This is a genomic window from Dyella lutea, assembly GCF_024158035.1.
GTDB classification, from domain to species: Bacteria; Pseudomonadota; Gammaproteobacteria; order Xanthomonadales; family Rhodanobacteraceae; genus Dyella_A; species Dyella_A lutea.
This window is the reverse complement of sequence record NZ_JAMZEK010000001.1, coordinates 1,414,087-1,426,184: the sequence shown is the minus strand read 5'-3', so window position 1 is coordinate 1,426,184 and position 12,098 is coordinate 1,414,087. Positions and strand designations below refer to the sequence as shown.

Annotated in this window: 13 protein-coding genes; 7 read left to right on the top strand and 6 right to left on the bottom strand. The window is 69.0% G+C overall.

The window, feature by feature from the left end; translation table 11 throughout:
* Nucleotides 1-62 precede the first annotated feature (62 nt).
* The 6 genes from hpf (at nucleotide 63) to ptsP (ending at nucleotide 4,945) form a co-directional block, all read left to right on the top strand.
* Nucleotides 63-392 carry a ribosome hibernation-promoting factor, HPF/YfiA family gene (gene hpf, locus NC595_RS06180; RefSeq protein ID WP_253565400.1) on the top strand — a complete coding sequence of 110 codons (330 nt, stop codon included), beginning with the start codon at nucleotides 63-65 and terminating at the stop codon, nucleotides 390-392.
* A gap of 158 nt (nucleotides 393-550) precedes the next feature.
* Entirely contained in the window at nucleotides 551-1,501 is a 951-nt protein-coding gene (gene hprK / locus NC595_RS06175; protein ID WP_343214891.1) for an HPr(Ser) kinase/phosphatase, read from the top strand.
* 3 nt (nucleotides 1,502-1,504) lie between these two features.
* Nucleotides 1,505-2,410 carry an RNase adapter RapZ gene (rapZ, locus tag NC595_RS06170; protein ID WP_256488891.1) on the top strand — a complete coding sequence of 302 codons (906 nt, stop codon included), beginning with the start codon at nucleotides 1,505-1,507 and terminating at the stop codon, nucleotides 2,408-2,410.
* 5 nt (nucleotides 2,411-2,415) lie between these two features.
* A complete protein-coding gene (locus NC595_RS06165; protein ID WP_253565398.1) occupies nucleotides 2,416-2,808 on the top strand; it encodes a PTS sugar transporter subunit IIA in 393 nt (130 codons plus the stop codon).
* A complete protein-coding gene (locus NC595_RS06160; protein ID WP_063674216.1) occupies nucleotides 2,801-3,070 on the top strand; it encodes an HPr family phosphocarrier protein in 270 nt (89 codons plus the stop codon). The genes NC595_RS06165 and NC595_RS06160 overlap by 8 nt, the downstream gene beginning before the upstream one ends.
* A 123-nt stretch (nucleotides 3,071-3,193) precedes the next feature.
* On the top strand, nucleotides 3,194-4,945 hold the full coding sequence (gene ptsP, locus NC595_RS06155; RefSeq protein ID WP_253565397.1) for a phosphoenolpyruvate--protein phosphotransferase: 1,752 nt from the start codon (nucleotides 3,194-3,196) through the stop codon (nucleotides 4,943-4,945).
* Between the two features lie 12 nt (nucleotides 4,946-4,957).
* On the opposite strand, the gene NC595_RS06150 is transcribed toward ptsP, so the two are convergent.
* Nucleotides 4,958-5,830: a LysR family transcriptional regulator gene (locus NC595_RS06150; RefSeq protein ID WP_253565396.1), complete on the bottom strand. Its 873-nt coding sequence runs from the start codon at nucleotides 5,828-5,830 to the stop codon at nucleotides 4,958-4,960.
* A gap of 90 nt (nucleotides 5,831-5,920) precedes the next feature.
* Between NC595_RS06150 and NC595_RS06145 the strand changes: the two genes are divergently transcribed.
* The gene (locus NC595_RS06145) at nucleotides 5,921-6,964 is read left to right on the top strand and encodes a YeiH family protein (protein ID WP_253565395.1); all 1,044 of its coding nucleotides are present in this window, start codon (nucleotides 5,921-5,923) and stop codon (nucleotides 6,962-6,964) included.
* A 7-nt stretch (nucleotides 6,965-6,971) separates the two neighbouring features.
* Here the strand turns inward: NC595_RS06145 and NC595_RS20435 are convergent, their stop codons facing one another.
* From NC595_RS20435 to NC595_RS06120, 5 genes are all read right to left on the bottom strand, one after another.
* A complete protein-coding gene (locus NC595_RS20435; RefSeq protein ID WP_253565394.1) occupies nucleotides 6,972-7,838 on the bottom strand; it encodes a hypothetical protein in 867 nt (288 codons plus the stop codon).
* Between the two features lie 34 nt (nucleotides 7,839-7,872).
* Complete coding sequence (gene tsaB / locus NC595_RS06135; protein WP_253565393.1) at nucleotides 7,873-8,571, bottom strand: tRNA (adenosine(37)-N6)-threonylcarbamoyltransferase complex dimerization subunit type 1 TsaB; 699 nt, start codon at nucleotides 8,569-8,571, stop codon at nucleotides 7,873-7,875.
* The gene (gene creD / locus NC595_RS06130) at nucleotides 8,568-9,896 is read right to left on the bottom strand and encodes a cell envelope integrity protein CreD (protein ID WP_253565392.1); all 1,329 of its coding nucleotides are present in this window, start codon (nucleotides 9,894-9,896) and stop codon (nucleotides 8,568-8,570) included. Before creD ends, tsaB begins: the two co-directional genes overlap by 4 nt.
* Before the next feature lie 159 nt (nucleotides 9,897-10,055).
* Nucleotides 10,056-11,477 carry a sugar porter family MFS transporter gene (locus NC595_RS06125; protein WP_253565391.1) on the bottom strand — a complete coding sequence of 474 codons (1,422 nt, stop codon included), beginning with the start codon at nucleotides 11,475-11,477 and terminating at the stop codon, nucleotides 10,056-10,058.
* 141 nt (nucleotides 11,478-11,618) lie between these two features.
* Nucleotides 11,619-11,990: a VOC family protein gene (locus tag NC595_RS06120; protein ID WP_253565390.1), complete on the bottom strand. Its 372-nt coding sequence runs from the start codon at nucleotides 11,988-11,990 to the stop codon at nucleotides 11,619-11,621.
* Between the last annotated feature and the right edge of the window lie 108 nt (nucleotides 11,991-12,098).

Below are 12,098 nucleotides of genomic sequence, written 5' to 3'. Positions count from 1 at the left end.
CGGATGACCGGGAGCCGCATCGATCCACGCCGCGCAAGCGGCCGTACCAAAGGAGGCGCAACATGCAATTCCAACTCAGCGGTCAGCACGTCGAAATCACCGAGGCCATGCGCACGCATGTCACCGGCCAGCTGGACCGCCTCAATCGCCTCGACGACCGATTGACGAGTATTTCCGTGGTGCTCTCGCTGGACAAGCTGCAGCAGAAGGCCGAAGGCACGCTGCACACCTCTTCCGGCGCTCTGCTCCACGCCGAGGCCTATGAGCAGGACATGTACGTCTCCATCGACAAGATGTTCGACAAGCTGGTGACCCAGCTGCGCAAGCACCGCGACAAGGTCTGCGACAAGCACAAGGCCGAGGCCCGTCGCGACGACCGCATGGTCGGCTGATCCGCGGCTCCGCAGTCCCTACCAGGCCCGCCCCACCAGGGCGGGCCTTTTGCTGGGTGGCATCCGGCCCGCCTGCGCTGGCGGTCAAGCTGGCACAATAGGCCACGCACCTGGCCGGCCACCTGAGGCCTTCCTGCCGGGGCAGAGGATACGACGACGTGGACCGGCTCACCGCCCGACAACTCTACGATGGCGTGCACGAGCGCATGGGGCTGCGCTGGGTGTCCGGCATGCGCGGCGAAGGCCGCGTGCTCGAGCGCGGCGTCACGCAGACGCGCCGCCCGTCGCTGGTCGGCTACCTCAACGTGATCTATCCGAACAAGATCCAGATCATCGGCACCGAGGAGCTGAAGTACCTCGACGAACTGGATTCGCGCCAGCGCTGGGAGGCGATCAACAAGATCGCGGCCTACCAGCCGGTCGCGCTGATCGTCACCAAGGATCAGGCGATCCCCTCCGACCTGCGCGAGGTCGCCGAGGAGACCAATACACCGTTGTGGATCAGCTCCAAGCGCGGCCACGAGCTGCTGACATGGATGCAGTACCACATGGCTCGCATGCTGGCCCCGCGCATCACCCTGCACGGCGTGTTCCTGGAGGTGTTTTCGATCGGCGTGCTGATCACCGGCGAATCCGGTTCCGGCAAGAGCGAACTCGCGCTTGAGCTGATCAGCCGCGGCCACCGGCTGGTGGCCGACGACGCCACGGAATTCACCCTGATCGCACCGGACGTGATCGACGGCACCTGCCCGGAGTTGCTGCAGGACCTGCTGGAAGTGCGCGGCCTGGGCGTGCTCAACATCCGGGAGATGTTCGGACACACCGCGGTCAAGGCATCGAAGTACCTTCGGCTGGTGATCCACCTCAAGCCGCTGCGCGAGGGCGAGGACACCGACGCGCTGACCCGCCTCACCGGCGACATCGGCCACCGCGAGATCTTCGAGGTACAGGTGCCGATGATCACCATCCCGGTGGCGCCCGGCCGCAACCTGGGCGTGCTGGTGGAGGCGGCTGTGCGCAACCACGCGCTGAAAACCAAGGGACTGGACCCCGCGCAGACCTTCATCGACCGCCAGGCGCACCAGATGCGCCGCCTGCCCCCCTGGTGACCCTTGGACACGAACGAAACCACTGCCATCGCCGAGGCCGGACCGAATGCCGTGCATCTGGTCGTGCTCACCGGCATGTCCGGCGGCGGCAAGACCGTGGCGCTGCGCGCGCTGGAGGACCTCGAGTTCTACTGCGTGGACAATCTCCCGGCGAGCCTGCTGCCGCGACTGGTCAATGCCGTGCTGGAGGATCGAGGCGGGCGCCGCATGATGCGCATTGCGGTAGGCGTGGACGCGCGCAACCGCGAGCACGACATCGAGATCATGCCGAGCGTGCTCTCCGAGCTGGCGGAGGCCGGCGTGCAGGTGCACCTGCTGTTCCTCGACTGCCGCGACGAGGTGCTGATCAAGCGCTACTCGGAGACCCGCCGGAGGCATCCGCTGGCCATGCGCAACGTGTCGCTGGCCGACGCCATCGCTGCCGAGCGGAAGCTGCTGCGACCGCTGATGGGCATTGCCGAGAAGGTGATCGACTCCAGCCAGCTCAACGTGCACCAGCTGCGACGACTGGTCGCCACCGACTACGCGCGGGCTACCGAAGGGCTGACGGTGATGTTCCAGTCGTTCGCGTTCAAGCGGGGGCTGCCGCTGGATGCGGACTTCGTGTTCGACGCCCGCTGCCTGCCGAACCCGCACTGGCAACCAAAGCTGCGTCCGCTTTCCGGCAAGGACGCGCCGGTACGCGAGTTCCTCGAGGCCGACCCGCTGGTTGCCGAGTATGTGGACGACACCGTACGCTGGCTGGAGGCCTGGCTGCCGCGCTTCGAGGCGGACGACCGCAGTTACGTGACCATCTCGATCGGCTGCACCGGCGGCCGCCACCGCTCGGTCTATCTGGTCGAGCGGCTGGCCGAGCATTTCCGGGCCCGCCGACAGGGCGTGCTCACCTTCCATCGCGAACTGGAGTGACGGCGATGAGCGTGGGCATCCTGCTGATGACGCACGAGGCGGTCGGCCATGCGCTGATTTCCGCGGCCCGGCACGTCATGCCCAGGTTGCCGCTCAAGGTGGACGCCGTGGAAATCCCTGCGGATGCCGATACGGACGTCATGCGCTCGCTCACCGCCCGTCATGCCCGCGCACTCGACGAGGGCGACGGCGTGCTCGTGCTTGCCGACCTTTACGGTGCCACGCCCTGCAACATCGGACTTTCGCTGGCCTCGCTCGGGGTCCATCTTCGCTGCGTATCGGGGCTGAACCTGCCGATGCTGCTGCGCGTGCTCAACTATGCGGACAGGCCGCTGGACGAACTGGTGGAAATCGCCGCCAGCGGTGGCCGCGGAGGAATATTCATCGACCATGCTTGAGAAAGAAATCGTGGTATCCAACCGGCTGGGCCTGCACGCCCGCGCCTCGGCGAAGCTGGTTCAGCTGGTGCAGGGCTTCAAGTCGACTGTCTGGCTGATCAGCAAGGGACGCGAGATCAACGCGCAGAGCATCATGGGCGTGATGATGCTCGCCGCCGGTATCGGCACGACGCTCACCGTGCGCACCGAGGGGCCGGACGAGCAGCAGGCCCTCGATGCCGTCATCGACCTGTTCGACCGCAAATTCGACGAAGGCGGCTGATATGCCTCGACCCCGTACCACATGCACAGTGCAAGCCCGTCAACATATCGTTGGCCGGGCTGCCACGCGCGTGTCACGGATCGAAGCTGTCATGGACCAGCCCACCCAGGGAGGGAACCAGGCATGAGGCAGAGTCTGCCGGGCACCATCGCCGCCCGGGGCATGTGCCTGGGGCGTGCGCGACTGGTGCAACCCAGCCGCTATGCGGTGGACAACCGCCCGCTGGGCGAGGACGAGGTGGAGGCGGAGCTCGACCGCCTGCATCTGGCGCTGGAGACCGCCCGCCAGGAGCTGCGCGACCTGCGCACCAAGCTGCATGGAGCATTGGCGCGCGAGGTGAACGAATTCATCGATGCGCACACCCTGCTGCTGGACGACCCCGAACTGCTGCGCGGGCTGGACGACATGATCCGGATCGGCCACTACCGTGCGGGCGCCGCGCTGAAGAAGCAGCGCGACCGCATCGCCGCGGTGTTCGAGGCGATGGACGACCCCTACCTGCGCAGCCGGCGGGAAGACGTCGACCAGGTCATCAACCGGGTGATCTCCGCGCTGCAACGCCAGACCAGCGCCGAGGAGCGCAAGCTGGCCGCCCGCGTCGGCGAAATCCTGGTGGCCGACACCATCGCCCCGGGCGACATGGCGCACCTGGCCGGCCATGGCCTGCTCGGTGTGGTGGCGAGTTCCGGCAGCCCCTATTCGCACAGCGCGATTCTCGCCCGCAGCCTCGACCTGCCGATGCTGGTGGGCACGCGCGACGCGCTGTCGAGCATCCACGACGACGACCTGATCCTGCTCGACGCCGAGCAGGGCGAGGCGATCGTCCATCCCACCGCGCAGGACCTGGCCCGTTACCGCGCCTGGCAGCGCGAGGCGGCGCAGGAGGGCCGGCGCCTGGCCAAGCTGGCCAACGCACCCTCGCGCACGCGCGACGGTATCGACGTCCGGCTGCTGGCCAACGCGGAATCCGCCGCCGATGTGGCCATGGCGCGCGCTCGTGGCGCCGACGGCGTGGGCCTGTACCGCACCGAATTCCTGTTCCTGCGTCACAAGGGCCTGCCCAGCGAGGAGGAACAGTTCGTCGCCTACCGCGACCTGGTCATCGGCATGGGCGGCCTGCCGGTGACGATCCGCACGCTGGACCTGGGCGCGGACAAGGCCGACGCCGCCGGCATCGCGCTGCGCGGCGAGGACAACCCGGCGCTCGGCGTGCGCGGCGTGCGGCTGTCGCTGCGCCATCCGGCAGTGTTCACCACGCAGATCCGCGCGATCCTGCGCGCCGCCTGCTACGGGCCGATGCGCGTGTTGGTGCCGATGATCACCCAGCCGGACGAGATCATCGCCGTGCGCACGCTGTTCAAGCTGGCCCGCCAGGAGCTCAAGCAGGAAGGCGTCGACCTGCCGGAGAAATTGCCGCTGGGAGCGATGATCGAAGTGCCCGCCGCGGCGATCAACGTGCGCGCGCTGCTCGAGCACGCCGACTTCCTCGCCATCGGCACCAACGACCTGGCCCAGTACGTGCTCGCCGCCGATCGCGGCAACGACGCGCTGGAGAACGTCTACAACCCGCTCAATCCGGCCCTGCTGCGGCTGATCTGCCATGTCATCAGCGCCGGCCGCCGCGTGCGCAAGCCGGTCAGCCTGTGCGGCGAGATCGGTGGCGACGTGAACTTCACCGCATTGCTGCTGGCGCTGGGCCTGTGCGAGTTCAGCATGCATCCCAGCCAGTTGCTGCTGGTCCGCGACCGCCTCGGCGAACTGGACCACGGCACGCTGCGGCGCATGGCGCCGAAGCTGATCCGCGCGCACACCCACGAGCAGGTGGAAGCCCTGCTGGCCTCGATCGACGCATCACTAGCGACCGTGCCGGCCTGAACGACCCGGCGTTCAGAGCGTCCGCAGGAACGCCTCCATCGCTGCACCACGATATTTCTGTCGGTGCAGCAGGATCGACAGCTGCCGGGTCAGGTCGAGGAACGGCGTGTGCAGCACCTTCAGGCGCCCGGCGGCCACCGCATCGGTCACTGCCATTGCCGGCAGGCAGGCGATGCCCAGCCCGGCGACCACCGCCTGCTTGATCGCCTCGATCTGATCGAGCTCCAGCACGGTCAGTCCGCCCGGCAACTGGCCCAGCGCCCTTTCGCTGAGCGCGCGCGTGGCCGAACCGGGCTCGCGGAGCACCCAACGCGCACCGGCGAAATGCGCAGCGGCCAGCCGCCGGCGCCCTGCCAGTGGATGATCCGGACGGGCGCAGACCACCAGGGTATCGGTGCGCCAGGGGCGCACCTCCAGTTGCGGATGCGTCACCGGCCCTTCCACGCATCCCACATCGAGCGCGTGATCGAGCATCGCCGCAGCGATCGCTTCGGTGTTGGCCACGCGCAGGCGGATCGTCACCTGCGGGTGCGCTTCGACGAAGCGCCCCAGCAACTCGCCCACCCGGTAGTTGCCGACCGTGTTGCTGGTGCCCACGCGCAGCTCCCCCCCCAGCACCGCATCGCCGGCACCGTGGCGCCCGAACTCGGCGTAGCGTTCGAGCAGTTCCTGCGCCAGCGGCAGCAGCTCCCGGCCACGAGGGTTGAGATGCAGGCGCCCCCGCTCGCGATCGAACACCGGTGCGCCGAGCTGATGCTCCATGTCGCGCAGGGCCATGCTCGCGGCCGGCTGGGTCAGGTGCAGGTATCCGGCCGCCGCACGCACGCTGCCGAGCGTGGCGACATGGACGAACACCTGCAACTGGCGCGGGCTGATGTTAATCATCAGGAAACCTTATACACCAAGTAAGTTATTCGAAGTTTTTCTGAATACGATGCCGGAGGATCATGGCGCCATCGACATTGGAGCCTCACCGTGACCACCTCCCACTCGCCCGCCGCCACCGCGCCGGCCAACGCCGCCTCCCCCTCCCTGCTCGAACGCCTGCCGGGCCTCGTGCTCACGCTGGTGATCGCCATCGCGGCCTACCTGCTCGGCCAGCATTTCCGCCTCGTCGGCGGGCCGGTGATCGGCATCGTGCTGGGCATCGTCGTCGCCAATGTCATCAGTCTGCCGACGCGGGTGCGGCCGGGCATCCTGTTCGCCTCCAAGCAGGTGCTGCAGTGGTCGATCATCGCCCTCGGCTTCGGCCTCAGCCTGGACCAGGTGGCCAAGACCGGACTGCAGTCGCTGTCGGTGACCCTGGTGACGATGAGCGTGGCGTTCGTCGCCGCCTGGGCGCTCGGCCGCTGGCTGCGCGTGCACGACGACCTGAAGATCCTGATCGGCGTGGGTACCGCGATCTGCGGCGGCTCGGCGATCGCCGCGGTGACGCCGATCCTGCGCCCGGACGAGCACGACACCGCGTTCGCGATCTCCACCATCTTCCTGTTCAACCTGGTCGCGGTGCTGCTGTTCCCGTTGCTCGGCCATCTGCTGCACCTGTCCGACCTCGGCTTCGGCATGTGGGCTGGCACGGCGATCAACGACACCTCGTCGGTGGTCGCCGCCGGCTACAGCTACAGCCGCACGGCTGGCGACTTCGCCACCATCGTCAAGCTGACCCGCGCCACCCTGATCATCCCGGTGTGCATCGCGCTGGCGATCGCCGTGGCGGTGCGCGAGAAGCGCCGCGGCGGCAGCGATTTCAAGCTGTCGCGTATCTTCCCCTGGTTCATCCTGTGGTTCCTGGTCGCCTCGGCCGTGCGCTCGGCCGGCTTCGTACCGGCAGCGCTGCAGGCCCCGCTGCACGAGGCCGCCGAGTTCCTGATCGTGGTCGCGCTGACCGCCGTGGGCCTGTCGGCCAACCTGCGCCGCATGGCGTCGACCGGCGTGCGCCCGATCCTGCTCGGCCTCGGCGTGTGGGCGGCCGTGGCGGTGAGCAGCCTCGCCGTGCAGCTGGTGATGGGCCAGCTCTGATCCCCGGCTAGCGGCTGCGGAATACGACGGGCCGGTGCCGATCGCACGGCCCGTCGGCGCGCAGCCAGGCTTCGCCCGCCACCACCTCCGTGCAGGGTCCGAGCGTGCAAAGGCGGATCGGGCGACGCTCCGCTTCCCCGCGCAGGCGATCGAGTACCCGGCGCAGCAACGTACCCGAGACCGGGGTGTAGAGGTAGAACACGGTACCTTCGCCAAGGTCCGCCTCGCAGAGATCGCCCTGCACGAAGGCGGCACGGACCAGCCCGAGATCGGCGGCCCGGGCCCGGGCGGCCACCACATAGGCCGCCTGCCATTCGATACCGATGCAGCGCGCCGACGTGCAGATCGCCGCCAGCAGGGGCACATGCCCCAGGCCGGCCCCCAGATCCATCAATACGTCGCCGGGGCCGAGTCGCAGCTGGTCGAGCGCGTCGAAGATGTGCCGTGCGGGCGTCGGCTGGTAGAACACCATGTCCGTCCCCAGCGGCTGCAGGTCCGTTTCGCCGGGGGCGAGGTCGAGCACCCCGCCGATGAACGCGTCGAGGGCGTCGTAGCGGTCGCTGGATGGCGCCTGGCCGGCACCCGACACCGCACCGGCGCGAACCAGGCCGAGCAGCGTGTCATGTCCGCCACCGCTCCGTATCGACTCGCGCAGCGCCCCGTGCAGCGCATGGTCGACCGCCTGCAGCCGTGCCTCCAGCACATCGAACCGTTGCGGCAGCGTGCGATCGCCCGATGCGTCGACCACGGTCCGCCACCCGTCGAGCTGGTCGAGCACCTCGTCGCGCTCGCGCCAGCGGGCGGGCTCGGTCAGCCGGGCGTCCCGTTCGATCCGGTCCAGCCAGCCGGCGAGCGGCTCGTCATCTCGCGGCACGGCGTCATCCGCCATGTGCGGCACGCGGCGGGCCCTACGCCCGCCCCTGCTCTACCAGGGTCAGCGCGACCTTGTCGCGCAGGTAGACCGGCAGGGCCTGCTCGGGCGGCAGCAGATGACCGAGCACGGCCTCCCGCACGGCCAACCGCGCCACGTGGACCGCCTGGGGATAATGCGCACCTCCCGCGGATACCAGCCGCTTGCCGGCCAGACGATCGGCGATCGCCGCGTGATACGTGGTCCAGCCGCTGCCGACCAGTTGCCACGCATCGGCATCCGGCAAGACCAGCGCGTCGGCCGTGGTGACACGCTCTTCATCCAGCGGCTCGAGGCCGCCACGACCATCGCGGCGGTAGCAGGCGGCGTAGACCTCGCCCATGCGCGCATCGATCACGGCAAGAATCGCCGCATCGCCGTCGTCTTCCGGGGCTTCCAGCGCGAGTGCCGCCAGCGAGGACACGGTGATCACCGGCCGGTCCAGCGCCAACGCCATGCCCTGCGCCAGCGAGATGCCCAGCCGCACGCCGGTGAATGCGCCCGGCCCGCGACCAACCGCGATGGCATCGAGCGCGTGGCGGCCGAGGCCGGCCTCGGCCAGCAGGGCGTCGGCCATCGGCAGCACCAGTTCGGCATGCCGACGCGGTGCCAGCTCGCTGCGTGCGATCAGGCTGTCGCCGTGCACCAGCGCGACGGAACAGGATTCGGTGGAGGTTTCGAGGGCGAGCAGGTTCATGAGCGCTCCATGATAGCGGGGGTGGCGGCGTACCAGTCGATCCGGCGGGTCAGGTACATGGTCAGCGCCACCGCCGCCAGCAGTACGAACGAGCCGATCAGCAGCGCGTACTGTTCGGCCGCGATCAGGCCGTAGAGGATCGCGTAGACCAGCGCCAGCGCCGCGCCGAGGATCAAGCCCGCCCGCCGTGCGCGCAGCACCGCCGCGGCGTAGCCACCGACGATGCCCACCACGCTGAGCGCAGCCACCGCATAAGCCGCGGCGAAAGCGATCTGCTCGGACAGCGCCAGCAGCACCACGTAGAACGTCGCCAGCGCGGCACCGACCATCAGGTACTGCACCGGGTGCACGCGCAGCCGCCGCAACACCTCGACCAGGAAGAACGCCAGGAAGGTGGCCCCGATGAACAGCACGCCGTACTTCCCGGCACGCAGGTTGCGCTGATAGACGTCCACCGGCTGATACAGCTGCACGCCGAACGCGGCATCGCGCAGGGCGGCATCGACACGGGCGTCGCCCTCGCGCCAGTGCTGGCCGAAGCTGCGGTTGAGATCGAGCACCCGCCAGTGCGCGTCGAAGCCATCGGCCGTGACCGCACGCTCCATCGGCAGCGCCGCGCCGGTGAAACTCGGATCCGGCCAAGGTGCCTTGATGTGCACGTCGGTGGTGCGCGCCAGCGGCAGCCAGGCCATCGAGCCGGTGCCGGCCAGGTGCAGGGTCATCGAGAAGGTGATCGGCTGGTCGCCCAGCGCATCGAGATCGAGCGGGATCACCACACTGGCCAGCCCACCCAGATGCCGGGCGGAGGAACGGAAGCGTGCCGGCAGGCCGTTGATCTTCAGGTCGTCTACGCCCTGCAGGCCGCGCAGATCGCCGAGCGGCAGCTGCAGCTCGGCCTGCTGCCCCTGCCAGGTACCGCCGGCCTCGCGGCGGAACTGCGCCAGATCCTCCGCCGTGAAGCGCCCGGCCAGCTTCACCGTGGAGGCGAATGCCGGCACCCGGTAGATGCCGTACTGGCGCACGTCGACCCGCAGGGTGGAAACGATTTGCGCCTCGTCGGGCAGCACGATATCGGTGCCGCCGCGCCAGCGCGGTTGGCCGCTGCTGTCCTGTTCCGCCGGGATCCGCAACGGCACGGCCAGCACCAGTCCGCCCAGCACCTGCCGTCCGCCCCAACCCTGCGCCACCTGTGCCGCCGCCTGGTCGCGCATCTGCTCGCGCTCGGCGACCAGTCCGCGCACCTGCGCCAGCGGAATCAGCATCACCAGCGCCAGCAAGCCGATCCCGGCCACCCTGGCGGTGACCGTCTGTGTCCATCCACGCATGATCCGTCCCTCCCGGAAAGCCTGCATGGCAGCAGCCCGACCGGGCGCGACCGGGGCAGTCCGTGGCGGGGAGGAGACTGTCTGCGGGCAGCTCGCGTGCGCTATCCAAAACAAAGGGCCGCCCGAAGGCGGCCCTTGCGAAGCAAACCGTGCAGAAGCTCAGCCCCGCATGTCTTCCAGCTCCATGCCCTTGGTCTCGCGCACGGCCGAGAGCACGAAGAACAGCGAGATCAGCGCGAACGCCGCGTACAGGCCGTAGGCGAAGGTCAGGCCGATCTGCGCCAGCGCCGGGAAGGTCGAGCTGATCACGAAGTTGGCCAGCCACTGCGCCGAGGCCGCCACCGCCAGCGCAATCGCGCGAATGCGGTTGGGGAACATCTCGCCCAGGAGCACCCACACCATCGGGCCCCAACTCAGGCCGAAGAACACCACATAGGCGTTGGCTGCCACCAGCGCCACCGGGCCCACCGAGTGCGGCAGCACCAGGTCGGCCCCGGTGCCGGTGGCCTGCGAGAAGCACCAGGCCATCACGCCCAGGGTCAGCGCCATGCCGGCCGAGCCGACCACCAGCAGCGGCTTGCGGCCGATCTTGTCGACCAGCGCGATAGCCACCAGGGTCACCAGCACGTTCACCACCGAGGTGGCCACGGTGATGGTGAACGAGTCGGCCTCGCTGAAGCCCACCGAATGCCACAGCGTGGACGAGTAGTAGAAGATCACGTTGATGCCCACGAACTGCTGGAACACCGACAGCAGAATGCCCACCCACACCACCGGCAACAGCCCGGCGGCCGGACCACGCAGGTCGCGCAGGCGCGGACGGTATTCCATCTTCAGGCTGTGCGCGATGTCGCCCACCTTCTTGTCCAGCGCGCTGTCGCTGCTCATGCCGAGCACCTGGCGCAGCACGTTCTTGGCATCGGCCAGCTTGCCCTTGGCCACCAGGTGGCGCGGCGATTCGGGCACGCCGAGCACCAGGCCGCCGTAGATCAGCGCGGGGATCACCGCGATCAGGAACATCCAGCGCCACGCCGCCAGCCCGAACGCCAGCGTGTTGGCCGCGCCGCCGGCCGTGCCGGCCAGCCACGCATCGCTGAGCAATGCCACGAAGATGCCCAGCACGATCGCCAGCTGCTGCATCGAGCCGAGTCGGCCGCGCACGGCCGCCGGCGAGACCTCGGCGATGTAGGTCGGCGCGATCACCGAGGCCACACCGACGCCGAGGCCGCCCACCACGCGCCACAGGATCAGGTCCCACACGCCGAAGGCGAGGCCCGAGCCGAGCGCGCTGATCGCCAGCAGCAGCGCCGCCACCTGCATCGTGCGCACGCGACCGAAGCGGTCGGCCAGCGAACCGGCGTACCAGGCACCGGCGGCCGAACCGAGCAGCGCGCACGAGACGGTGATGCCGATCTCCCCCGCGTTCAGGCCGAACGCGCCGCGGATCGCATCCACCGCGCCGTTGATCACCGCCGTGTCGAAACCGAACAGGAAGCCGCCCAGCGCGGCCGCCGCCGCGATCACCACCACGCGCAAGGTGGCGTGTTGTTCGGCGTCCGCCGAGGTCTCAGTGATTGCCATCGTGTGTTCCACCCCTGATGTTGAAGTCCCGCCGATTCTGCGACGCCACCGGCGCCGGCTCGACCTGAATACGTATGTACCTTGCACCGCACCAAGTGCCGACGCGACCGCCCGCAAGGCAGCCGCATGCGACGCCCGAGCTTACCCCGGCGGCTGCCACAACTCGACGCGATGGCCTTCCGGATCGCGAATCCAGCCGAAGCGGCCGTACTCGCCGCCCTCGCGCTGCTCGTCTACCCAGACGCCGGCCGCGCGCAGCTGGGCCAGCAGCGCATCGAGATCGTCCACGCGGAAGTTCAGCATGAACGGCTGTGCCGGATCGCCGAAATAACCCGTGTCCTGCGCGAACGGCGTCCACAAGGTAAAGCCCGGCCGCGCCGCATCCTCCTCGAAGCGCACCCCGCCGTATGAAGGGTCCACCACCAGCCCGAGATGCGTGGCGTACCACTGCGCTAGCGCCTTAGGGTCGCGCGCCCGGAAAAACACCCCACCCAAACCAGTGACCTTGGCCATAGGCCTCCCTCCCCGTTGGAAGCCCGGATGATAGCCAAGCGGCGCGCGAGCGCGCAGGAGCACGAGAAGGTTGCTCGGGCGGTCGCTGGCAGCAGCACGTCGCGATGG